Raw genomic sequence first — 21,343 nt, forward strand, 5'->3', positions numbered from 1 at the left:
CGGCTGCGCAGTCCTGCGCCAGCGCCGGTTGCGGCGCTGCTCGAGCGTGCGGGCTTTCTGGCCGCGCCGAGCGCCCAAGATCTCGACTTCTGGTTTCACGGAGAACGTGCCCAATGACCGCCTCGATCCTCACCGTCGATGATTCGCCCAGCTTGCGCATGGCGATCAAGATCGCGCTGACCGGCGCGGGCTATGCCGTCACGGAGGCCGGGGACGGCGTGGAGGGCCTGAGCAAGGCCAAGGGCGCGAAGTTCGACCTGATCATCACCGACCTGAACATGCCCAACATGGACGGGCTGACGATGATCCGCGAGCTGCGCAAGGATCCCGCCCAGTGCGGGACGCCGATCCTGTTCCTCACCACCGAGAGCGACGATGCGATGAAGCAGCAGGCCAAGGCCGCCGGTGCCACCGGCTGGCTGGTTAAGCCCTTCGTCCCCGAACAGCTGCTCAAGGTGTCGCGCAAGGTGCTCGGCCGGTGAGCGGCAGCGATCCGATCGCGGCCTTCCGGGTCGAGGCGGGCGACCTGCTCGACCAGGTCGAACAGGGCCTGCTCGACCTGATCCACCGGCTCGACGATCGCGACCTGATCGACGCGGTGTTCCGGGGCTTGCACACGCTCAAGGGCTCGGGCGCGATGTTCGGCTTCGACGCGCTGGCCAGCTTCACCCATCACTGCGAGACCGCCTTCGACCGCGTGCGCAAGGGCCTGGCCCCCGCCACGCAGGGGCTGGTCGCGGTGATCCTGTCCGCCAAGGACCATATGCGCGCGCTGGTCGACGGCGACGGCACCGGGCTCGAAGCCACGGGCGCCGCGATCCTCGCCGAACTGCAGCGCGAGGTCGATGCCGCCGCCGGCGCGCCGCCCGCGGCACCTGCCGCACCCGTCCGCAAGGGCTGGCGCCTGACCTTCTATCTGCCGCCGGAATCGATGGCGAACGGCACCAACCCGCTGATGCTGCTCGACGAGCTGCGCGAGCTGGGCGAATGCACCATCGCCGCGCGCACCGACCGGCTGCCGCCGTTCGCCGAGCTCAACCCGGTCGAATGCCATATCGGGTGGGACGTCACGCTGTTCGGCGACGTGTCGCGCGACGATATCGACGACGTGTTCCTGTTCGTGATGGACGACATGGACCTGACGATTGAGGAACTGGGCGGCGAGGCCGAAGCCCCTGCCGAGATCGTCGAGGCGCCGGTCGCAACCGCAACCGCCGTCGCCACGCCCGAAGCCACCGGTCCGGCCAAAGCCGCGACCAAAACCGGCGAGAGCGTCCGCGTCCCCGCCGAGCGGCTCGACGAGCTGATGGACCGGGTGGGCGAGCTGGTCATCGTCCATAGCCGCTTGTCGCAGCTCGCCAACGGCCAGGGCGGCGACATGGTGCTGCGCTCGATCTCCGAGGAAATCGAGCGGCTGGTCAGCGAGCTGCGCGACACGATGATGGTGCTGCGCATGGTGCCGGTCGCCACGCTGTTCGGCCGCTTCCGCCGCCTGATCCACGATCTCGCCCGCGAAACCGGCAAGGCGATCGAGCTCTCCACCGAAGGCGAGGCGACCGAAGTCGACAAGACCGTGATCGAGCGATTGGCCGATCCGATGGTCCACCTGATCCGCAATGCCTGCGACCATGGCCTCGAGCCCGAGGACGAGCGCGTGGCCGCAGGCAAGCCCGCCACCGGCCATGTCCGCTTGTCCGCCCACCAGGCCGGCGGCGAAGTGCTGATCACCATCCAGGACGACGGCCGCGGCATCAACCGCGAGCGCGTCCGCGCCAAGGCGGAATCGCAGGGGCTGATCCAGCCTGGGCAGGTGTTCAGCGACAGCGAGCTGCTCCACCTGATCTTCCACCCCGGCTTCTCGACCGCGGCGGCGGTGACCAACCTGTCCGGCCGCGGCGTCGGCATGGACGTGGTCAAGCGCACGATCGAGAGCCTGCGCGGCGCGATCGACATCACCTCCAATCCCGGTGAGGGATCGAAGGTGGTGCTGCGCATCCCGCTGACCCTCGCGATCATCGACGGGCTGCTCGTCCGCGTCGGCGAGGGCCGCTACGTCATCCCGCTGGCGGCGGTGGAAGAGTGCCTCGAGCTGAGTCTGGAGGAGGATCTGCGCTCGCGCGGCCGCAGCTTCATCACGCTGCGCGACCGGCTGGTGCCGTTCCTGCGCCTGCGCGAGATGTTCGAGACCGGCACGCGGCCCGATCCGCACCAGAAGATCGTCGTCATCGCCACCGGCGCCGAGCGCGTCGGGCTGGTCGTCGACCAGATCATCGGCAGCCACCAGACCGTGATCAAGTCGATGTCGCCCTTGCACCAGGACGTCGCCGCCTTTGCCGGCGCGACGATCCTGGGTGACGGCGGCGTCGCGCTGATCCTCGACGTCGTCCAGCTCGTGCTGGCCGGCCAGCAGCAGGAGGAGCGGCTGCGTGCCGCCGGTTGAGCCCATGCAGGAAGCCCATATCCAAACCGTCCCCTGGGACGAGACCGGCCATCTCGAGGTCCTCACCTTCGATCTCGGCGACGAGACCTTCGCGCTGGAGGCCGTGCTGGTCCGCGAGATCCTCGACCTGCTGCCCGAAACCCGGGTGCCGGGCGCGGCACCCTTGGTCCACAGCGTGGTCAATTTCCGCGGCAAGATCATCCCGATCGCCGATCTGCGCCAGGCCTTCTCGATGGCGCCGGCAGAAAGCGCGACGCTCGACAGCCGCATCGTCGTGATCGAGATCGCGCTCGGCGACGAGCCGCTCCAGATCGGCATCCGCACCGACAAGGTCCACGAGGTGGCGACGCTTGCCGAGACGGCGAGCGAGGAGCCCCCCGCGGTCGGCATGCGCTGGCGCCGCCAGTTCGTCCGCACCCTGGTGCGCCGCGACGACGGTGTCGTCGTCCTGCCGGACCTCCACGCCATCTTTGCCGAGCTGATCGGAAAAGCGTCCGTCGGGGCCGGCGCATGAACCGTCGCCGCGCTCCGCGCCCAAGGCGGTTGCCAATCTACGGCGTCGACGCGGTGGCAAGCGCGGCCGCGCGTCTGAGAATCCACGCCGAAGCCGGATAATTCTCCGAAAATATCCGGAATGACCTTCGAACAGCAGTGACGAGAGGATGTTTATGTCGATCAATATTCTGGGCGGCGTGGCGGGCAGTACCGTTCTGGCGGAGCTCGCGCGGGTGGAAAGGGCGATGGCACGCGGTGACATCGGCGAGCGGGCCGACGCAACGCTTGCGAAAGGGCAGACGCGCGAAATCCTTCTCGCGATCAACAGCCTGCTGGACAAGGCCGCGCGCCCGGTAAGTGCGTTCAACGAGCGCGTTGCCGAAATGCAGGCCGAACACGACCGCGGCGATATCGACGCGGTGCTGCCGGTTGACGAATTCCATGGCAGCTTGGCCACCGTCGCCAAGCGCGTGAATGCGTTGGTTGCCAGTCACATCGCCGTGAAGAAGAAGGCGATGGCGTGCATCGAGGCGTTCGGGGAGGGCGACTTCGAGGCGAAGATGGAGCAGCTGCCCGGCAAGAAGGCGTTCATCAACGATACCATCGAAACGCTGCGGACCAACCTCAAGGGCATCCTCAGCGAGATGCGCCAGATGTACTCGGAGCATGAGAAGGGCGATATCGACGTCTTCCTTGCCGTGAACAAGTTCCCGGGCGACTTCGCCGTCATGGCCAAGGGCGTCAACGAGATGGTTGCCGCCCATATCGCCGTGAAGAAGAAGGCGATGGCGTGCATCAAGCAGTTCGGCGAGGGCAATTTCGACGCGCCGCTCGAGCAGTTTCCGGGCAAGAAGGCGTTCATCAACGACACGATCGAGACGCTGCGCAAGAATCTGCGTGACATCATCGAGGAAGTGCAGCGGTTGATCGCCGCCTCTACCGCCGGGCAGCTGAACGAGCGCGGCAACGAGAAGCGCTTCGTCGGCGATTTCGCGGCGCTGATCTCCGGCATCAACGGCATGCTGGACGCGATCATGGTGCCGATCACCGAAGGCAACCGCGTTCTGAGTCTGGTCAGCGCGGGCGATCTGCGCGAGCGGGTCGAGCTGGCCTGCGAGGGCGATCACCGCCGCATGCGCGACGCGGTCAATCTGCTGATCGACAATCTCCGCGTCACCGCCGATCTGGCCAACAAGATCGCCGAGGGCAACCTGACGGTCACGCACAAGCCCATGTCCGACAACGACACGTTGGGTACGGCGCTCGTCCGCATGGTCGATCGGCTGCGCGTGATCATCGCCGATACCCGCGGCTCGGCCGAACAGGTCGCCTCGGGCAGCCAGGAACTCTCGGCCAGCTCCGAGCAGCTGTCGCAGGGCGCAACCGAACAGGCCGCCGCGACCGAGGAAGTCTCCGCCTCGATGGAGGAAATGGCGGCCAATGTCCGCCAGAATACCGAAAATGCCGTGCAGACCGAGAAAATGGCGCGCCAGTCCGCCCAGGACGCTGAGAGCAGCGGCGTCGCGGTCGATCGTGCGGTGGGTGCGATGCGGACGATCGCCGAGAAGATCGGCATCGTCCAGGAAATCGCCCGCCAGACCGACCTGCTCGCGCTCAACGCTGCCGTCGAGGCAGCACGCGCCGGCGAGCATGGCCGCGGCTTCGCGGTAGTCGCCTCCGAAGTGCGCAAGCTCGCCGAGCGCAGCCAGGGTGCGGCCGCCGAGATCAGCTCGGTATCGTCGGAGACGGTCAAGGCTGCCGTCGAGGCCGGCGAAATGCTGCGCAAGCTGGTGCCGGACATCCGCCGTACCGCCGAACTGGTCAGCGAAATCAGCGCCGCCTGCCGCGAGCAGGACATCGGCGCGGTACAGATCAACAAGGCGATCCAGCAGCTCGACCAGGTGACCCAGCAGAATGCCGGCGCCTCCGAAGAGATCTCGGCAACCTCGGTCGAACTCGCTGCCCAGGCCGAGGAGCTCCAGGCCAGTATCGACTATTTCCAGCTACAGGGCGGCCAGCGCGACCTGCCCAAGGGCACGCGCACCCGCGGCGCGGAGGCATCGCGCAGCCGGCAGCCTGCGAAGGCGGCGCGGCCCGCGTCGCGCGGCCCGTCGGTCGCCGAGCAGCAGGCGCGCGCGCATGGCTTCGCGCTCGATCTCCACAGCGGCGGCCCCGATGCCGACGATGTCGATTTCGGAGTGCATGCGGCGTGAGCGGCGCGGCCGAGCTGCAGATCGTCACCTTCGGCCTGGGTGCGGAAGTGTTCGCGGTGCCGGTCTCGCTCGTCCGCGAGATCCTCGATTATCGCGAGACCTTCCGGCTGCCCAACGGCCCCGACTATCTGCTGGGCCTCACCGACATGCGGGGGCAGGGGGTGACGACCGTGGACCTGCGCCTCCGGCTCGGCCTGCCCGCCACCGCGCCGACGCCGAGCACGCGGATCCTCGTCGTCGACGTGCCGGTCGGCGGTCGGCTGCTGATGCTGGGGCTGGTGGTCGATCGCGTGCTCGAAGTGTGCAGCGTCGCCGCCGCGCAGCTTGAGGCGGCGCCCGATATCGGAGTCCGCTGGCCCTCCGACTATATCGGCGGCGTCTTCCGGCGCGCCGAGGGCTTCGTGGTGCTGGTCGAGATGGGCCGGATCTTCTCGCCCGGGGAGGTCGGCGCGCTCGACCGCCCCGCCGCGGCAGCCTGATCTCGCCCCCGGTGCTTGCCCCATGACCGCCGCCCAGGCCCTTGCCGCGACCCGTGCCGACACGCTGAGCGCGCGCAACTTCGCGCGGCTGGCCAGCTATGTCTACGAGGCTGCCGGGATCAAGCTGCCCGACCCCAAGAAGATGATGGTGGAGGGCCGGCTGCGGCGGCGGCTGCAGGCGGTGGGGATCGATACGCTCGACGCCTATTGCGACGCCCTGTTCGCGGGAACGCTCGCTGCAGCGGAAATCCCGCTGCTGATCAACGCCGTCACCACCAACAAGACCGACTTCTTCCGCGAGCCCGGCCATTTCGATTTTATGGTCGAGACGGCGCTGCCGGCCTTGATCGGGCAGGGCGCGCGCACGCTGCGGGTATGGAGCGCCGCCTGCTCGACCGGCCCCGAGCCCTATACGCTGGCGATGGTGCTGGACGATCATGCCGCGCGCCGTGGCGGCTTCACCTTCGGCATCCTGGCGACGGACATCGACACCGACGTGCTCGCCACCGCCCGCAAGGGCATCTATCCGGCCGAGATGCTGGCACCAGTGCCGGCGGCGCTGCACCGGGCCTATGTCCGCCTGCCCACGGATCCTTGTCGCCGCGAGGTGCGGATCGCCCCGGCGCTGCGCAGCACGATCGACTTCGCCCGCCTGAACCTGATGGACGACAGCTATCCGGTCGGCGCGCCGATGCACCTGATCTTCTGTCGCAACGTATTGATCTACTTCGACAAGCCAACGCAGCGCGCCGTCCTGACCCGGCTGCTCGATTGCCTGGCGCCGAACGGATACCTGTTCCTCGGCCATTCGGAATCAATCCACGGCATGGGCCTGCCGCTCAGGCCGGTGGGCAACACCGTGTTTCAGAGGAGCGAAGCATGACCGGCGGCAAGATCCGCGTGCTGATTGTCGACGATTCGGCCAGCGTACGTCAGACCATGGCCTCGATCCTGGGCGAGGACCCGGAGATCGAGGTGATCGGCACCGCTGCCGATCCGTTCAGCGCGGCGCGGCGCATTCAGGAAAGGGTGCCCGACGTCATCACCCTCGACGTCGAAATGCCGCGGATGGACGGCATCACCTTCCTCAAGAAGCTGATGTCGCAATGCCCCGTCCCGGTGGTGATGTGCTCGTCGCTGACCGAAGACGGGTCGGACACGCTGCTCCAGGCGATGGAGGCGGGTGCGGTCGATGTGATTCTCAAGCCGCGCTATGGCGTCGCCGATCATCTCGCCGAGCATCACCTCCAGATCCGCGACGTGGTGAAGGCCGCGGCGCGTGCCAAGGTGCGCGGCCGCGCCACAGCGCCGGCCTTCCGCAGCGAGGGGCCGCCCAAGAAGCTCACCGCCGACGTCATGCTGCCGCCCCCCGACGGCAAGCCGATGAGCCGCACGACCGAGATGGTGGTCTGTTTGGGCGCGTCGACCGGCGGCACCGAGGCGCTGCGCGAAGTGCTGGAGGCGCTTCCTGCCAATGCGCCCGGCATCGTCATCGTCCAGCACATGCCGGAACATTTCACCCGCGCCTTCTCCCAGCGGCTGGACACCCTGTGCGAGGTAGACGTCAAGGAGGCCGCGGACGGCGATCCGGTGTTGCGCGGCCAGGTGCTGATCGCGCCCGGCGGCAAGCATCTGATGCTCGAGCGGCAGGGCGCACGCTACTATGTCTCGGTCCGTGACGGGCCGCTGGTGTCGCGCCACCGCCCCTCGGTGGACGTGCTGTTTCGATCGGCAGCGCGTGCGGCGGGATCGAACGCGGTCGGCATCATCATGACCGGCATGGGCGACGACGGCGCCCGCGGGCTGCTGGAAATGCGCCAGGCGGGCGCCCGCACCTTCGCGCAGGATGAAGCCACCTCGGTCGTGTTCGGGATGCCCAAGGAAGCGATCACCCGCGATGCCGCGGAACGGGTGATCCCGCTCGGCAATATCGCCAGCGAACTCCTGGCCGCCGCCCATCGGTGAGGGCAGGGGCGGGTGCGTCGGCGAAGCCCCGGGGCCGATGGGGTCGATCCCCGCTTCGTCGCGGCGGGCGAGGCGGCGGCCTCGGTGCACGTCATCGTCGAGCTGTTGGTAGGGGCAGCTTGATAGCGTGGTCAACCCACTGGGACGCGACACCGCAGAGGCCGTGATCGGGAACATGCAGGCCACCGGCGACCGGCTGGCGCGGCTGCTGCAGGCACAAGTGGGGCGACTCGACAGGCCGGGGCAAACCGGTCTGCCGCCAGCGCGTGACGCCGTGATCGTCTGCAACGTCGAGCCGATCGTCTTGTCGCTGGCGACGATCGCGTAGCAGGTCGAGCCGGCCTTAAGGCGTGCACCATACATTTTCGGGGTCGCCGCGCCGGTGGCGGCGACAACCGCAACCGTGACCAACGCTTTGATCAAACCTCCTCGAAGTAAGGTGTATTGGACGCGCCTTCTGCCACGTTGCCGGTCTTGGTAGAATGGCCGGCTCTATCGCCATCGCTGCGAACCATATCGCGCTGCGGCCAGCGTTCAGGGTAACGGTGCTGCCTTCCATTCTACCGGTTCATTCCGCTGACCGCTGCAGACGCGATAGCAGCGACGGCGGCGATCCCGAAGGCGAGCGATCCGCCTGTTCCAACGCTCGGCACAGCGAGCAAGATCGACGCGATTAGCGCCCCCGTCACCTGCCCCGTCAGCCGCGCTGTCCCCTGTATGCCGCCGACCGAAGCGGCACGATTGATCGGTGCAGCCAGGAACATCGTGCGATTGTTCGGGGTCTGGAAAAGTCCAAATCCGATTCCACAAAGGATGACACCGACTACGTGCACCGGCACACCCGCGATCTGCGAACCGAGAGCCAACAGCACCAAGCCGAACGCCAAAAGGGTGCCCCCGATCGAGCATAGCCGTTGGGGAAGATGATGATCCAGGAGGCGTGCGGTAACGGGTGTGGTGAGGAGCACGGCGAGCGGCCACGGCGTCATCATCAGCGCGACCTCCGGCGGGGAGAGACCCAAGCGACCCTGCAAGGCGAAGGGTAATATGATCAGCGCCATGCTGATCGCAGTGAAGCAGGCGATCGATGCCAAAACCGACCGCCTGAAATCTGGTGCGCGAAGGAGCGATAGCGGAAGAAAGGGAGAAGCCCGCCGAAGATCACGCTGGAGGAGCAATAGAAGGCTGGCCACACCCCCCGCCACGAGCAGGCCGCTGAGGGAGGCCCAAATGCGAGCCAGCCCAACCGCGACGACGAATGCAGGCGCGATCGAGAGATAAAGCAACAGGCCGACGGGATCGAGTGCCCTGCGCTCGCCGCCTTGGGACGGAAGCAAGCGACTTGCCACCAGCGCCATGGCAGCCAGAGCGCCGCTCCCCAGGAAAACGAACCGCCAACTTCCCAGGCCAAGCAGTACCGCGCCGATGGCTGGCCCTGCGGCCGACATGAGCGCCACGGTCATCGCGTGCCAGCCGATCGCCTTGCCAAGTTCATCCTCCGCCACGGTTTGGCGGAGAAGCGCCACCCCCAATGCCATGATAGCAGCAGCACCAACGCCTTGCAGGGCGCGGAAGGCGACCAGCGTTGCAAACCCGGAAGCCGATCCGGAAGCCGCAGCGCAGAACCCGAACAGGGCGGTGCCGACGACAAAGGTACGACGGTAACCGAAGCGCTCGCCGATCACGGCGAGCGGCAACAGGCTCGCAACCAGCGTGCCCTGGTACGCGATTACCAGCCAGGCAGCGATCGAAGGACGGACATGGAGCGCCCCGGCGATCGAAGGAAGCGCCATGTTGACGCTAGATGCGTCGAGCACCGCTGCCGCCATCGCGGCGAGCACGCTGGCGATGGCGGCACGGCGCGGCGCACCTTGAGGCAGGGCGAAGGCTGCCGGCACAGCGACCGCCTTCACGATGCCGGGAGCCACACACCGCCCGCATCGGAGTACCGAACCATTGTCGTCTCACGTCGGAGATCGCGAGACGTAAAGCGAAACTGGATGGCTGGTCCGTCTATGCAGAGGGTGTCGTGGATGTCACCCGGGAGATAAGCCTGCACGTGCCCGGGCCGAACGATCATCGATCCGCGCTTGACGAGGCGTGGGCCTTCGCCCGCGTTATCGACGCGTGCGTAGCTGCCCATCTCCATCTCGCCTTGCAGAACGCCATAGAGAACCCAGCTCGTTCCATGGTCGTGCGGCGCCCGATATCTGCCTTCGGCCTCGGTATGGGCGAGCAGCACGAAGCCATGGACAGGATCGCGATAGAGTTCACGGCTCTCCGGACGTTCCCGGCAGAGCGCCGCGAGCCAGTCCTCGTTTCGGGGCGCCTGAATCAACGCCGCAAGCTGCGCGCTGCAATCGGCAAGCAGCGCTGGCGTTAACGTCCCCCAGCCGGCGCTGACGCGCCGGGCGAAGCGGTCGAGTGCTGTTTCGGTCATGCCAAGCTCCTGTCTCCATGATTTCATCACGGAGATAAGCCATAGGTTGGATGCCGGAAGACGCAGCATTTGCATGCTATCATTGCGTCTGACGCTATACGTCTCAAACGCCCTATGATACAGGTTCGCGGATGAGCGGGCCTGATCTCAATCTACTGGTTACCCTCGACGCCCTCCTCCAACAGGGCAGCGTCGCCGGCGCAGGACGCAAGCTGGGGCTCAGCCCGTCGGCGATGAGCCGGGCCCTCGCGCGCCTTCGGACGGTGACCGGCGACCCTCTTCTCGTGCGTGCGGGTCGCGGCCTTGTTGCCACGCGCCGTGCCGATGCACTGCGCGAGGAGGTCCACCGGCTTCTTGAGGACGCCCGTGCCATCCTGCGGCCGGCCGAAACCGTTGATCTCTACTGCCTCGACCGTACTTTCGTGCTGCGGACGAGCGACGGGTTCGCCGAAACGATCGGTCCCGCCCTCATCCAGCGGGTCGCCGAAGAGGCGCCACATGTCCGCATTCGCTTCATCCGAAAGCTTGATAAGGACAGCGCCGGGCTGCGCGCCGGAGACATAGATTTGGAGACAGGTGTCGTCGGAGGCACGATTAGTCCTGAGGTCCGCGCCCAGGCGCTGTTCGAAGATCGATATGTCGGCGTCGTGCGGCCGGATCACCCGCTCTCGAAAGGGGCGCTAACCGCCGCGCGCTATGCAGACGGCCGTCATGTGCTGGTGACGCGCCAGGGTCTTGGCCTGGGGACGATCGACGAGACGTTGAAGGCGCTCGGCCTCACTCGGGCGATCGTGACCACCGTCGACGGGTTCGCCGCCGCACTCGCGCTCACTAGAGGATCTGACCTGATATCCACGGTCCCGGAACGGCATACGCTCGGTCTGCGCGACGGGTTCGTCACGTTCGCGCTGCCTGTTCATACGGAAGCGTTCACGGTTTCCTTGCTCTGGCATCCGAGAATGGAGGGCGACCCCGCGCACCGCTGGCTGCGCACCCTTGTCCGACACACGTGCGATACCGTCCTCCGTGAGGCCCTCCGTGTGTAGCTATCGACGCGACGCACCCGCATCTTCCAAGCCGGGCGGAACGCTGTGCGACGAGGCACGACGACTTCCTCGGGCCTTCGGTGCACAACCGATCTGCTATTCTCTATCCGAACCGCCTCGATAACCATGCGTACGACCACTCGTTGAACCATCCACGCCCAGCCCGGCGGTTGCCGACCAAAATTCGCCATTCCGATCGCCACCAACGGTCATCGGGTCTAGCCAAAGGCGGCCGTTGCGACGGAGAGGACCTCGTCGAGAGACATTCGAGCTGTCGGGGGCTATCACGATCGCCATCTACTTGCTAACGACCCGGAACAAAACGCAATTTCGCGGTTGTAGGGTCAGAGTTGGGCTCGCCTGCAAGGCACCCGGTACCGGACGCTAGGCAGGAGACCATATGCCCGTAGCCAACCCGCAAGCGACCATGGGAATTGTTGGTCTCGACGACGTGCTGAACGGCGGCCTCGAACGGGGGCGCGTTTTTCTGCTCGAAGGCAGTCCCGGGACGGGCAAGACGACGATCGCGCTGCAGTTCCTGCGGTCAGGCGCCGCATCGGACGAGCGTTGCCTGTACATTACCCTTTCCGAGACCGAGGAAGAGTTGCGCGCCACCGCCACGGCGCATGGCTGGGACCTGCAGGGACTCGAGCTGTTCGAACTGGTGCCGCCGGAAAACCTGCTCGACGAGGAGCAGCAGCAGAGCCTGCTCTACTCCTCGGACCTGGAACTCGGCGAGACCACCCGGCGCATCTTCGACGTTTTCGAGCGCGTCCGACCCGATCGCGTGGTGCTGGACAGCCTGTCCGAAATCCGGTTGCTCGCGCAAAGCTCGCTCCGCTATCGCCGCCAGATCCTGGCGCTGAAGCATTATTTCGCGCGGCAGAACGCCACCGTGCTGATGCTCGACGATCTGACCACCGAAGCGAACGACAAGACCGTCCACTCGGTCGCGCACGGCGTCGTTCGGCTGGAGGAACTCGCGCCCGAATATGGGCCGGAGCGCCGGCGGCTGCGGGTGATCAAATATCGCGGTCGACGGTTCCGGGGCGGCTTCCACGATTTCGCGATCGAGACCGGCGGCGTGCGCGTCTTTCCCCGGCTTGTATCGGCCGAACACAAGCGGCCCGTCGATCGCACCGTGCTGGGCACGGGCATGCCCGAGTTCGATGCGCTGCTGGGTGGCGGCGTCGAGCGCGGCTCGAGTGTGCTGGTGCTGGGCCCCGCAGGCACCGGCAAGTCGATCATGACGCTCACCTTCGTGCGCAATGCCATCGCGCGGGGCGAGCGGGCGGCAATGTTCGTGTTCGACGAGGAACGCGGGCTGCTGATCGAGCGGGCCAAGGGCTTGGGTATCGACCTGCAGGCGATGATCGACGCCGAGGCGCTGGTGCTGGAACAGGTGGACGCCGCCGAGCTCACGCCCGGCGAGTTCTCCGAACGGGTGCGCGTCTGCGTCGAGACGCACGGCGCGCGCACCGTCGTGCTGGACAGCCTCAACGGCTATCAGGCGGCGATGCCGGGGGAGAATGCGCTGGTGCTCCATGTGCACGAGCTGCTCCAGTATCTGAACCGCCGCGGCGCCACGACCTTCCTCACGGTGGCGCAGCATGGCCTGGTCGGCGACATGAAGTCGCCGGTGGACGTCACCTATCTGGCCGATACCGTCATCCTGCTGCGCTATTTCGAGGCGCTGGGCCGGGTGCGGCGCGCGGTTTCCGTCGTCAAGAAGCGCACGGGTCCGCACGAGGATACGATCCGCGAATACCGTATTGGCGAGCGCGGGCTCACCCTCGGGCCGCCCCTGGCCAATTTCCAGGGTGTGCTCCGCGGGGTGCCGGTCATGGTCGGCGAGACGACCGTGCTCGACGATCCCGAAACGTGAAGCACAGCACCTTTTCGGAACGGGCATTGGTGCTCGCCCCGCGCGGCCGGGACGCCACGATCGCCGCGGCGATGCTCAACGAAGGCGGTATCGAAGCGACCGCCTGCGCGTCGCTGCTCGCGCTGATCACGGAACTGAATGCCGGTGCGGCCTTCGTGCTGGTGACCGAGGAGGCGATCACCAGCGCCGACCTCCATCCGCTCGCCGACTGGCTGTCGCACCAGGAGGAATGGTCGGACCTGCCCTTCGTACTGCTCACCACCCGGGGCGGTGGTCTCGAGCGCAATCCGGCTGCGGTGCGCTATCTGGAGGTCCTCGGCAACGTCACCTTTCTCGAGCGCCCCTTCCATCCGACGACGCTGATCAGCCTCGCGCGGTCGGCGCTGCGGGCGCGCAAGCGGCAATATGAGGCGCGCAGCCGCCTCACCGAACTGCGCGAAGGCGAGGCTCGCTACCGCACGCTGTTCGACACGATGGACGAGGGCTTCGCGGTCATCGAATTCCTCGACGGCCCCGATGGCCCGCTTTTCGACTATGTCCATGTCCAGGCCAACGCTGCGTATGAGCGGCACACCGGCATCGCCAACGTCATCGGTCAGAAGGTGCGAGAGATGGTGCCCGATGAGGCCGAAGGCTGGGTTGCCCTGTATCGTCAGGTGCTCGTCTCCGGAGAACCGATCCGGTTCGAGCGCGAACTGGTCGCCACCCGGCGTCAGTTGGAACTCTCCGCATTCCGCATCGAACCCTCCAGCCGCAAGGCCGTTGCGGTCATCTTCCAGGACGTGACCGAGCGGAAGCGCGCCGAGCAGGAGTTGCGCGAGCTGAACGAGGGGCTGGAAGCCCGCGTCACCGCGACCGTCGCCGAGCGCGAGACGGTCATCGCCCAGCTGCACGAGGCGCAGAAGCTGGAGACGATCGGCCAGCTGACCGGGGGCGTCGCCCACGATATCAACAATCTGCTGACCCCGATCACGGGCGCGCTCGATCTGCTGAACCGGCGCTACGGTGCCGACGATCCCCGGTCGGCGCGCTTGCTGGACGGCGCGCTGCAATCGGCGGAACGCGCAAAAATCCTGGTCAGCCGCCTGCTGGGCTTCGCCCGGCGGCAGGCGCTGGAAACCCGCGCGGTCGACATCGCCCAGCTCTTCGAGGGGATGCGTGACCTCATCGCCAGTTCGATCGGCCCGGCCATCGAGCTGCGCATGCTTGCCGTGCATGATCTTCCCGCGGGCATCGCCGATCCAAACCAGCTTGAACTCGCCATCCTCAATCTGTGCGTCAATGCCCGAGATGCGATGGAGGGCGGCGGCGTGCTGACCATCGCCGCGGATCGCGTGGTGCTTGGCCCCGACAGGGCGAGCAAGCTCAACCCCGGCGCCTATATCCGCATCTCGGTGATCGATACCGGTGCCGGGATGGACGACGTCACGCTCGGCAAGGCGGTCGAGCCGTTCTTTTCGACCAAGGATGTCGGCAAAGGGACCGGCCTCGGTCTGTCGATGGTGCACGGGCTGGCGGCGCAGCTCGGCGGCGCGTTCGAGTTGCAGAGCAATGTCGGCCAGGGCACCCGTGCGGACCTGTATCTGCCCGTCGCCACGGGAGGGACCGCTCTTGCGGTGGCGCGGCTCCCCATCGCCAGCAAGCCGGTGCGCCCGCTACGGCTCCTCCTGATCGACGACGAGGAGTTGGTCCGCCGCGGCACGGCGGAGATGCTGCGCGAACTGGGCCATGCGGTGCACGAGGCCGCCGGAGGTGCGCAAGCGCTGGCGAAGCTGCGGACCGGCATCCAGATCGATGCGGTGGTATCCGACTATATGATGCCGCGGATGAACGGCATCGAAGTGGCGGAGCGTATCCGCGAAACGCACCCGCGCATGCCGATCCTCATCGTCACGGGCTACGCTGGCGGAGACCTCGACCTGCCGCTCCCGCAACTCGCCAAGCCGTTCCGGCAAGTCGATATTGCAAGGGCCATCGATCAACTGATCGCCACGCCCTAAACCGGCATCTTCCGGCGTCCGCATCGTCGTCGAGCGTGTTCGTCGTACAGGCTGTTGGGGCATCTGCGGCGGCACCACCCAGCATTCCAGACCGGGCGCTTGGTGGCGGTGAGCTCGGTCTCAGACATCTCCATGGCGTTCTCCTCTGGCCACATTGGCCACCTACAGAATGCTCGCCGACGGGGTCGCGGACGAATGGCTTTAGGGCTTACGCCGACCAAGAAGCGCCGTTTGGCTCATCGCTAGGAACCGTCCGAAGCCGCCATTGTTGGAGACTCTCGATCAGGCGCGCGATCGGACTTCCAGACACTTGAACGGATCCGATTGGAACAATCGCCTCAACCGTCGTCACCACCGAGATTATCGCGCGCTTTATGCAGTCTGCGTAATGCCGGTTAGTGCCTGCACGAGCGCGTCGAAGGTGAACCTGTAGCGACTGCCGTTGCTCAGATCCTCATGCATGACGATCCACACCGGTAGTCGCAGATCGAATGCATCTGCCAGGACGCGGCAAAGATCCGGGTCGCGCCTGGCGACGGCGGTCTGGCAGATACCGATGCCGAAGCCCGCACGGATCGCTTCGAACTGGGGAACTGAAACTCGCCAAGCTGCCGGATCGAAAGCTCGTCAAGCTCGCGATCCTCATCACGCCCGCCCTGCGCCAGCGGCTGCAGGACTATGCTGCGCTATATGCTGAAACCTATGGACAGAAAGAGTCGGTGACCGATCTGATCCCGGCGATGCTGACATCCTTCCTTGAGAGCGATTGGGGGGGGGGCGTGCGGGGGCGGGGAGCCAGCCGGTGACATCCGGTCCAGCCAGTGGGCGGCTCGCGGCTGGCACCTTGCGATTTTCGGCGCTGCCCGAAGCAGAGCCGATTTCGCGAAAGCGTCCGGTCACATTAGAATGTTCGGCGAAAGGAGCGGAGGGGCGCGTATGGGCGCCCCCGTCCGCTTCGAGCGGCCTATGACTGCCAGCTTGGCGGCTCCGTACGGGTTCGCCGTCATCGCCGCCACCGCCCTGCCGTGCGGCGTCTCCGGCGGTCCCCGCGCTTATCGGGTCCGGGTCCCCATCATCCCGCTACTCCGCGGCCTCGGCTACGGTAGCGATCGTCTCGATTTCCGCGATCGTTTGCCCCAGGGCAATCACCTCGTGTCGCTGGTAAGGCACTCCGATCAGGTGCTTGGCGCCATTCTAACGGCGGCCGGTCGAGGAGATCTGCGGATTTCGCTGGAGTTGAACTTGGTGCGGACCAAGCTTCTGGAACTTGCCGCGCTGCTTGAATGCGCTTGAAACAGCGTCGGTTCCTTTGGTCAGGAAGTCGAGGATCAAATGCGTATCAGGCAACGGAAAGTAAGAGAATGGTTCGGCGGGCGAGGTGTACCTCCGGACGCACCACGGCTTCGGACACGCTGGGATCGCTCATTGTCGGCGGGTGTCCCTGCAGGAGGTGAGCGGCGGTTCCCTGGTGTTCCTGTGCGCGGAGAAGGGCCACGATGGAGTCGTACGCCAGCACATTGATCATGCCATTGTGTGACGGACGCAAGACGCGGTGCCGAGATCCTATTCCTTACCTTCCGTTAACGCGATCGGCGGCAGGGGAGCTGTGATCAAGACGGCATCTCGGGAATCGTATGAAACAGCGTCAGTTCGTTGCTATTGCTTGTGGAATGCTCCTTGCCTTGGCTGCAGCGCGTGCCGAGGCTCAGGTAAAGCAGGCTGCGATCGACGCGGATGGGCGTTCCAAACTTGCGGGTTGGCCTTTGACGAAGGGCGTGCCGTCCAGCTTCGATGTGGGCGGCGTCAAGCTCGGCATGACGCCATCGGAAGCGGTGGAGGTTGCCCGAGCGCGGGGCCTGAAGATCGAGGGGCATCGGACTGACAACCCTTCCTTCGAAGAACGGGTCGTCCAGCAGATGGACCTGCTCCGGGGGAAGACCGTGCCCATGGCCCCATCTTATACGCACACACGTGGCCTGTATTTTGCTGACAACAGCGGTAGCACGTGGTCGATTGAATTCGAGCCTACGCCAACTGGCCAGGAGGCGGTGCAGATAAAATATCGTAGCCCGCTGGCTGGTCGCACCTCGCAGCAGATCGTGGACGCCTTGGAAGCAAAGTTTGGGCTGGCCTCGAACAAGAGCAAGGTCGAGCCGGCTTTCTTTTCCTTCAGCTGGTGCAAAGACGCCCGTGGAGTGGATTGCAGCCTATACGCACCGGAAACGACGCTGACGGCCATGGGTGAGGCCAATCAGATCGTGTTGATCCTCAAACGAGGCGCACCTGAGGTGCGGAAGTTCGAAAGCCTCGCACGCACGACGGCCGAAAAGCGAATGGCAGCGTCACCGGCAGCGAACAGCTTTTGATGCCCTACGGGCACGGGCTCCCTATGCAGGAATGAGCTGAAACGAGACCCGGTACCGATTGAACCGGACCGCTGGCACCATGGCGAGGGCACGGCGGATGCGCTGGTCATCATCCAACGCGATTACTGCACCCTCCATCATTTGCCCCGCTTCGGCCAGCTCCTCCTGCACATAGCCCATGTAGCGGAGGATCTGGCCGACAACGGCATCGCTGGCGCGGCCCTTTTTCAGCTCCACCGCTAGCAGCCGCTTGCGATCCTTGCTCATCGCCAGAATGTCGAGCGCGCCGGTGCTGGTGGGAACTTGCTGGCCGACATATTTCCCGTTCAACAGCGACCGATCGACCGGGGCGCATTTTTCAATAATCGACCTCTCGCCTTCCCCCGAGAGCTGTTATAAGATGACTGAATTCTCAGGCCAAAGTGCAAGCAGGTGCTCTCAGCCTTATAGAGATTAGCGCGCGCTTTCAGCTACTGTCTTAGCTGATGTCGCTGGGGCTTTCCCCAGAGCTCCATCGGAACCACGAGTTCTTAGCAAATTCAGGGATGCCCTTAGCAAGGCCTTTAGAGACTCCTACGCTGACCACGACAGTGGCGATGGCGGCGCTGGCCGCGAGAATGATCACCGCTGCGGGGTGCTCCTCGATAATCTTTTCTGCGAGACGAATAAGGGCAGCGCCTGCATCCGCAGTGGCTTCAGCTGCCTCAGCGATAATTTCGGTGCCACCCATTGGCGTCAGTTGACCCATTTGCTCCTCCATTCGTTCAAGCTTGTTTCTCTATCTGAGGCTGATATTTCGGCGAAGTGAGCAGAACCCGCAAGAGCTTTGTCAAACCATCCCGAGTACTAAAAAGCTGAGCATCGAGAGGCTTTGATCTGGACGGACGGCGACGATCTTCGGAACGATGTTGGTCGACGGTGCTGTTCCAGCAAGGCAGAAAGGATAAATGGCTTTCGAATCTTCTGGTCCCGATGCGCCTACCGCGTCCGGCGAGACAGGAGGGGCGCGCTCCCCGTAAAAGCCAGCTAGCCCGTTCAGATACTTGCAATCGTCGCGTCAGATGATCGGGATCGTGTTTTTGATGCACGTGCGATTGCCGCTTTCGTTACGTGATTTCGCTGCGCGACGACAATTTCATGCTCTTGGTATGCCGCGCTTTCGGCCGACAGGTTGAACACCGCACCGCAATGCTATTGAAAGGCTCGCATCGACGCTGGGATGTTTTGTTCAATGACAATCGAGATACTGCCGGCCACCGAAGAGACCATGATCGCCATCGAGGCGTGGCTAGATGTGGAGGAAGCGGCCTATCAGCACGCAGAAATCACTTGGGAGCGAAGCGGCTACGAGGGCGAAATGCCGGTGCGCGGCTTTCGATGCAACTGGAACAGTGTGAGGCGGACCTGGTCGGGCGGCAATGCCGCGGTCCACGTCCTCATGGTCGACGGTGAGCCGGTAGGCTTCCTGGATGGCAAGGACATACTGGAGATCCGGCCTGACCTGCGGAAGCAAGGCTACGGTCGTCTGCTGGCGCAATTCATGCTTGACCGGTTCGCAGACGAGAGGCGCTCCCTACTGGAGATCGAGATCGCGCCCCGCTCAGCGGAGCCGTTCTGGCGGCAGATGGGCTTTAGCGTTGTTCCCGATCGAAGAGGGCCAGGCGGCGGCCTCTACGCGTATCGAATCTTCGATCGCACGTGCGAGCTCTCGGACGCCGCCGACGTCGACTTCTCGATCGATTTCTTCACGGAAAGTCAGCGATATGACGGCGAACCAGCCCCGTTCGCCAGCATGGCGGGCCGCGGCGAGCGCCTTCCCGACGGGTCGGTTCAGCTGCCCCGCAGAGCCATCTGCTTCGATCCCAAGCATAAGGGACATCAGGATTATTACGTTCGCATTCGCGTGGACGGGCGACAGCTTTTGTTCGATAAGGTAAAGCGCGACGACAGCCGCAAGTTGGGCGTCCACCGTGATGCCGGCTATACCTACTTCGTCGATAGGATTCTGGTGCCGAACGGCGTCTCGGACGGGGAGTGAGATTTAGGCGAGCGAATTCGGCCCGATTGCCCTTGGCGGATGGGCCAGACGCAAGGATCGAACAAATGTGCCTCTCGTACCCCGTCTCACTTAGCGGCTTCGATAGCTGCGCGCCCAGGCCGAACAGCTTCAGGAGCCCACGCAACTGATTGGCCATGGACGTTCGCGCGGGGATGAGCTGCGCGCGAATACGCAGGGCTGCCCTGTCGATAGGCACGGGCTAGTGCCCCAGCTTCGGACCAGACTTTTTTGGTGGGCCACGAAGGGGCCACGGATTTCCTACCGCGTTAGAACCCACGCTTTTTTGAGGGCTACAGCGGCCGATGTGAATCCTGTAAGCGAGCGTCTAAGAGGCCAAAGCTTCCGGAAAAGGGAGGATAGTTGCTCCGCATCGTAAGCTGTCCAGCAGGTTCGACCACCACTGTGCCATAGCCACGCGCTCCTTCCAGTGGGTACCGCGATGATAGGCCGCACGCACCTTGTCGGTATCGCCATGCGCCAGCGCGCGTTCGATCGCGTCGTAGGACCACTTGCCGGACTCGTTCAGCAGGGTGCTGGCCATCGCCCTGAAGCCGTGTGCCGTCATTTCGCTGCTGGCGTAGCCGAGGCGGCGGAGCGCCGCATTGAGGGTGTTGTCCGACATCGGCCGCGTGCGCGACCGCATGGACGGGAATACATAGCCGTTTGACCCGGTGATCGACCGGATCTCCAGCAGGATGGCGATCGACTGGGTCGAGAGCGGGACGTGATGCGGCTTGCGCATCTTCATCTTCTCGGCCGGGATGGTCCACACTGCGGCATCGAAGTCGATCTCGTCCCATCGTGCGTGACGTAGTTCGCCGGGGCGCACGAACACATGCGGCGCCAGTTGCAGCGCCCATTTGGTCATGCCCTGGCCCTCATATGCGTCGATTGCACGAAGCAGGTCGCCAACGTCCTTCGCCTCGGTGACCGCGCCGTAGTGCTTGACGGTTGGTGTCAGCAGCGCGCCGCGCAGGTCCCTCGTCGGGTCTGACTTCAATCGCGCGGTGGCGACGGCATAGCGAAATACGGCGCCGGCCAACTGCAGGGTACGCCGCGCGCTTTCCAGCTTGCCACGCTTCTCGATCTTTCGAATCGCGGTCAGCGCATCGATGGGCTCTATCTCATGAATCGGCATTGTGCCGATGGAGGTGTCGAGCAGGCTGAGGAGATATTCGCACCGTGCAGCGGTCGAGGGCGCCCAGGCCCGGTCGCCGTCGCGCCGCCGCTTCGAGCAATATTCCTGGGCGACTCGGGTAAAGGTGTTTTCCGCCAGTGCTTCGGCCCGAATTCTCTCGAGCTGCTTCTCCAGAACGGGGTCCTTCCCCTCGGCAAGGACCTCGCGCGCGTCATCGCGCAGTTTACGCGCGTCGCGCAGGCTGACCTCCGGGTAGGAGCCGAAGCTGAGCTTCTTCTCGACGCCACGGTGTTTGAACTTCATCCGCCACAGGCGGGAGCCAGACGGCGACACGATGACGTAGAGGCCCAACTCGTCATAAAGCTTGTAGGCCTTTTCGCGGGTTTTGGCCTTGCGGATCGCCATATCACTCAACGGCATGGTTCGGACCTCTCATCCCGAGGCCCCACCACCTTGGGGCCTCGTGCAAAAAAGTGGGGCCCGCGATTTTTGAGAAGGCCCCATCTCCAGTTGCGATTTGATGAGATGAGACGAGCGATCACGAACCGGACAGCCCGAAAAATACCGCAGATTTCCGTGGTTTACAAAGCGGTATGGGATCTAGTGAGATCGGAAATTGGAGCGGGTGAAGGGAATCGAACCCTCGTCGTAAGCTTGGGAAGCTTCTGCTCTACCATTGAGCTACACCCGCGTACTCACCGCAAGTTTGCGACTTTGCAGCGACGCTGGTCGGCGGAATAGCGTCGCCGCGTCGCAGAGGCAATGGGATAGTTGAGGGTGTTGATGCAACTGCCGCCCGGTGCGTGGGCGGCTCTTG

21 protein-coding genes and 1 tRNA gene are annotated in these 21,343 nt (G+C 65.0%); 15 read left to right on the plus strand and 7 right to left on the minus strand.

The features are described from left to right. Nucleotides 1–113: 113 nt before the first annotated feature. From ACTJKY_RS17045 to ACTJKY_RS17080, 8 genes are all read left to right on the plus strand, one after another. Complete coding sequence (locus ACTJKY_RS17045) at nucleotides 114–482, plus strand: response regulator (RefSeq protein WP_440845190.1); 369 nt, start codon at nucleotides 114–116, stop codon at nucleotides 480–482. Beyond that, on the plus strand, nucleotides 479–2,440 hold the full coding sequence (locus ACTJKY_RS17050) for a chemotaxis protein CheA (protein ID WP_440845191.1): 1,962 nt from the start codon (nucleotides 479–481) through the stop codon (nucleotides 2,438–2,440). Before ACTJKY_RS17045 ends, ACTJKY_RS17050 begins: the two co-directional genes overlap by 4 nt. Before the next feature lie 4 nt (nucleotides 2,441–2,444). Beyond that, nucleotides 2,445–2,954, plus strand: coding sequence for a chemotaxis protein CheW (locus ACTJKY_RS17055; RefSeq protein WP_440847470.1), 510 nt, complete (start codon nucleotides 2,445–2,447; stop codon nucleotides 2,952–2,954). Nucleotides 2,955–3,108: 154 nt separating this feature from the next. Beyond that, nucleotides 3,109–5,148, plus strand: a complete 2,040-nt coding sequence (locus ACTJKY_RS17060) for a methyl-accepting chemotaxis protein (RefSeq protein ID WP_440847303.1) — start codon at nucleotides 3,109–3,111, stop codon at nucleotides 5,146–5,148. Beyond that, complete coding sequence (locus ACTJKY_RS17065) at nucleotides 5,145–5,627, plus strand: chemotaxis protein CheW (protein ID WP_440847304.1); 483 nt, start codon at nucleotides 5,145–5,147, stop codon at nucleotides 5,625–5,627. The genes ACTJKY_RS17060 and ACTJKY_RS17065 overlap by 4 nt, the downstream gene beginning before the upstream one ends. A 22-nt stretch (nucleotides 5,628–5,649) precedes the next feature. Beyond that, nucleotides 5,650–6,510, plus strand: a complete 861-nt coding sequence (locus ACTJKY_RS17070; protein WP_440847305.1) for a CheR family methyltransferase — start codon at nucleotides 5,650–5,652, stop codon at nucleotides 6,508–6,510. Then, nucleotides 6,507–7,592: a protein-glutamate methylesterase/protein-glutamine glutaminase gene (locus ACTJKY_RS17075; protein ID WP_440847306.1), complete on the plus strand. Its 1,086-nt coding sequence runs from the start codon at nucleotides 6,507–6,509 to the stop codon at nucleotides 7,590–7,592. Before ACTJKY_RS17070 ends, ACTJKY_RS17075 begins: the two co-directional genes overlap by 4 nt. A 163-nt stretch (nucleotides 7,593–7,755) precedes the next feature. Further along, on the plus strand, nucleotides 7,756–7,920 hold the full coding sequence (locus ACTJKY_RS17080) for a hypothetical protein (protein WP_440847307.1): 165 nt from the start codon (nucleotides 7,756–7,758) through the stop codon (nucleotides 7,918–7,920). 232 nt (nucleotides 7,921–8,152) lie between these two features. On the opposite strand, the gene ACTJKY_RS17085 is transcribed toward ACTJKY_RS17080, so the two are convergent. Both ACTJKY_RS17085 and ACTJKY_RS17090 read right to left on the minus strand, forming a co-directional pair. Further along, the gene (locus ACTJKY_RS17085) at nucleotides 8,153–9,490 is read right to left on the minus strand and encodes an MFS transporter (RefSeq protein ID WP_440847308.1); all 1,338 of its coding nucleotides are present in this window, start codon (nucleotides 9,488–9,490) and stop codon (nucleotides 8,153–8,155) included. An 11-nt stretch (nucleotides 9,491–9,501) separates the two neighbouring features. Beyond that, on the minus strand, nucleotides 9,502–10,032 hold the full coding sequence (locus tag ACTJKY_RS17090) for a hypothetical protein (RefSeq protein ID WP_440847309.1): 531 nt from the start codon (nucleotides 10,030–10,032) through the stop codon (nucleotides 9,502–9,504). A gap of 131 nt (nucleotides 10,033–10,163) precedes the next feature. Between ACTJKY_RS17090 and ACTJKY_RS17095 the strand changes: the two genes are divergently transcribed. From ACTJKY_RS17095 to ACTJKY_RS17115, 5 genes are all read left to right on the plus strand, one after another. After that, complete coding sequence (locus ACTJKY_RS17095) at nucleotides 10,164–11,078, plus strand: LysR family transcriptional regulator (protein ID WP_440847311.1); 915 nt, start codon at nucleotides 10,164–10,166, stop codon at nucleotides 11,076–11,078. 400 nt (nucleotides 11,079–11,478) lie between these two features. Further along, nucleotides 11,479–12,963, plus strand: a complete 1,485-nt coding sequence (locus tag ACTJKY_RS17100) for an ATPase domain-containing protein (RefSeq protein WP_440847312.1) — start codon at nucleotides 11,479–11,481, stop codon at nucleotides 12,961–12,963. Continuing rightward, a complete protein-coding gene (locus ACTJKY_RS17105; RefSeq protein WP_440847313.1) occupies nucleotides 12,960–14,963 on the plus strand; it encodes a response regulator in 2,004 nt (667 codons plus the stop codon). Before ACTJKY_RS17100 ends, ACTJKY_RS17105 begins: the two co-directional genes overlap by 4 nt. 491 nt (nucleotides 14,964–15,454) lie before the next feature. Then, complete coding sequence (locus ACTJKY_RS17110) at nucleotides 15,455–15,769, plus strand: DUF2274 domain-containing protein (protein WP_440847314.1); 315 nt, start codon at nucleotides 15,455–15,457, stop codon at nucleotides 15,767–15,769. A 160-nt stretch (nucleotides 15,770–15,929) separates the two neighbouring features. Next, complete coding sequence (locus ACTJKY_RS17115) at nucleotides 15,930–16,256, plus strand: hypothetical protein (RefSeq protein WP_440847315.1); 327 nt, start codon at nucleotides 15,930–15,932, stop codon at nucleotides 16,254–16,256. A gap of 46 nt (nucleotides 16,257–16,302) precedes the next feature. On the opposite strand, the gene ACTJKY_RS17120 is transcribed toward ACTJKY_RS17115, so the two are convergent. Then, entirely contained in the window at nucleotides 16,303–16,488 is a 186-nt protein-coding gene (locus tag ACTJKY_RS17120) for a hypothetical protein (RefSeq protein WP_440847316.1), read from the minus strand. A 145-nt stretch (nucleotides 16,489–16,633) separates the two neighbouring features. Here ACTJKY_RS17120 and ACTJKY_RS17125 point away from each other — a divergent pair, with 145 nt between their 5' ends. Next, a complete protein-coding gene (locus ACTJKY_RS17125) occupies nucleotides 16,634–17,329 on the plus strand; it encodes a hypothetical protein (RefSeq protein ID WP_440847317.1) in 696 nt (231 codons plus the stop codon). A 21-nt stretch (nucleotides 17,330–17,350) separates the two neighbouring features. Here ACTJKY_RS17125 and ACTJKY_RS17130 read toward each other — a convergent pair whose 3' ends face one another. Together ACTJKY_RS17130 and ACTJKY_RS17135 are read right to left on the minus strand one after the other, a co-directional pair. Then, nucleotides 17,351–17,659, minus strand: coding sequence for an endonuclease NucS domain-containing protein (locus ACTJKY_RS17130; RefSeq protein WP_440847318.1), 309 nt, complete (start codon nucleotides 17,657–17,659; stop codon nucleotides 17,351–17,353). A gap of 148 nt (nucleotides 17,660–17,807) precedes the next feature. Beyond that, nucleotides 17,808–18,077 carry a hypothetical protein gene (locus ACTJKY_RS17135; protein ID WP_440847319.1) on the minus strand — a complete coding sequence of 90 codons (270 nt, stop codon included), beginning with the start codon at nucleotides 18,075–18,077 and terminating at the stop codon, nucleotides 17,808–17,810. 483 nt (nucleotides 18,078–18,560) lie between these two features. On the opposite strand from ACTJKY_RS17135, the gene ACTJKY_RS17140 reads away from it, so the two are divergent. Then, the gene (locus tag ACTJKY_RS17140) at nucleotides 18,561–19,367 is read left to right on the plus strand and encodes a GNAT family N-acetyltransferase (RefSeq protein ID WP_440847320.1); all 807 of its coding nucleotides are present in this window, start codon (nucleotides 18,561–18,563) and stop codon (nucleotides 19,365–19,367) included. A 346-nt stretch (nucleotides 19,368–19,713) separates the two neighbouring features. On the opposite strand, the gene ACTJKY_RS17145 is transcribed toward ACTJKY_RS17140, so the two are convergent. Together ACTJKY_RS17145 and ACTJKY_RS17150 are read right to left on the minus strand one after the other, a co-directional pair. After that, nucleotides 19,714–20,946, minus strand: a complete 1,233-nt coding sequence (locus ACTJKY_RS17145) for a tyrosine-type recombinase/integrase (RefSeq protein ID WP_440847321.1) — start codon at nucleotides 20,944–20,946, stop codon at nucleotides 19,714–19,716. Nucleotides 20,947–21,143: 197 nt separating this feature from the next. Beyond that, nucleotides 21,144–21,217: transfer RNA gene (locus tag ACTJKY_RS17150), tRNA-Gly, on the minus strand. Between the last annotated feature and the right edge of the window lie 126 nt (nucleotides 21,218–21,343).

Source organism: Sphingomonas sp. 22176 (genome assembly GCF_052045505.1).
GTDB lineage: Bacteria > Pseudomonadota > Alphaproteobacteria > Sphingomonadales > Sphingomonadaceae > Sphingomonas.

Coding starts and splice junctions, on each gene's coding strand:
- ACTJKY_RS17045 (WP_440845190.1), top strand. CDS start 114: ATGACCGCCTCGATCCTCACCGTCGATGATTCGCCCAGCTTGCGCATG.
- ACTJKY_RS17055 (WP_440847470.1), top strand. CDS start 2,445: ATGCAGGAAGCCCATATCCAAACCGTCCCCTGGGACGAGACCGGCCAT.
- ACTJKY_RS17060 (WP_440847303.1), top strand. CDS start 3,109: ATGTCGATCAATATTCTGGGCGGCGTGGCGGGCAGTACCGTTCTGGCG.
- ACTJKY_RS17070 (WP_440847305.1), top strand. CDS start 5,650: ATGACCGCCGCCCAGGCCCTTGCCGCGACCCGTGCCGACACGCTGAGC.
- ACTJKY_RS17075 (WP_440847306.1), top strand. CDS start 6,507: ATGACCGGCGGCAAGATCCGCGTGCTGATTGTCGACGATTCGGCCAGC.
- ACTJKY_RS17090 (WP_440847309.1), bottom strand. CDS start 10,032: ATGACCGAAACAGCACTCGACCGCTTCGCCCGGCGCGTCAGCGCCGGC.
- ACTJKY_RS17095 (WP_440847311.1), top strand. CDS start 10,164: ATGAGCGGGCCTGATCTCAATCTACTGGTTACCCTCGACGCCCTCCTC.
- ACTJKY_RS17100 (WP_440847312.1), top strand. CDS start 11,479: ATGCCCGTAGCCAACCCGCAAGCGACCATGGGAATTGTTGGTCTCGAC.
- ACTJKY_RS17110 (WP_440847314.1), top strand. CDS start 15,455: ATGCATCTGCCAGGACGCGGCAAAGATCCGGGTCGCGCCTGGCGACGG.
- ACTJKY_RS17115 (WP_440847315.1), top strand. CDS start 15,930: ATGACTGCCAGCTTGGCGGCTCCGTACGGGTTCGCCGTCATCGCCGCC.
- ACTJKY_RS17120 (WP_440847316.1), bottom strand. CDS start 16,488: ATGATCAATGTGCTGGCGTACGACTCCATCGTGGCCCTTCTCCGCGCA.
- ACTJKY_RS17125 (WP_440847317.1), top strand. CDS start 16,634: ATGCTCCTTGCCTTGGCTGCAGCGCGTGCCGAGGCTCAGGTAAAGCAG.
- ACTJKY_RS17135 (WP_440847319.1), bottom strand. CDS start 18,077: ATGGGTCAACTGACGCCAATGGGTGGCACCGAAATTATCGCTGAGGCA.
- ACTJKY_RS17140 (WP_440847320.1), top strand. CDS start 18,561: ATGACAATCGAGATACTGCCGGCCACCGAAGAGACCATGATCGCCATC.
- ACTJKY_RS17145 (WP_440847321.1), bottom strand. CDS start 20,946: ATGCCGTTGAGTGATATGGCGATCCGCAAGGCCAAAACCCGCGAAAAG.